This window comes from Pelagicoccus sp. SDUM812005 (assembly GCF_031127875.1).
Lineage (GTDB): Bacteria > Verrucomicrobiota > Verrucomicrobiia > Opitutales > Opitutaceae > Pelagicoccus.
Genome location: NZ_JARXIA010000113.1, coordinates 1 through 317, shown reverse-complemented (window position 1 = coordinate 317; position 317 = coordinate 1). Strand labels below are relative to the sequence as shown.

The window sequence follows — 317 nt, the reverse complement described above, 5'->3', positions numbered from 1 at the left end:
TTTACGGCGGGCTTGATGGCCGCGTCGGCGAGCAGGAGCTCCAGCTTGGCTCGGCTCATGTTGGAGGTGCCGATATTTTTGACCAGTCCCATCTCTACGAGCTTTTCCATCTGGCGCCAGGTTTTCATGAAGTTGGCGTGGATGTAGGGCTTGGCGTCGGGCGAGCGTGAGGTGACGTCGCAGCCTTTGGCGTGGAAGTTGGGGAAGGGCCAGTGGACGAGGTAGAGGTCGAGGTAGTCGAGCTTGAGGTCGGCGAGGGTTTGCTGGCAGGAGGGGATGACGTCGGCTTCGGCGTGCTTGTCGTTCCAAAGCTTGGA

1 protein-coding gene is annotated in these 317 nt (G+C 60.3%); it reads right to left on the bottom strand.

Features of this window, described 5'->3' with window-relative positions; all coding sequences use genetic code 11:
- Positions 1–317: aldo/keto reductase (locus tag QEH57_RS24885; RefSeq protein ID WP_309009512.1), on the bottom strand; the 317-nt coding region annotated here is incomplete at both ends.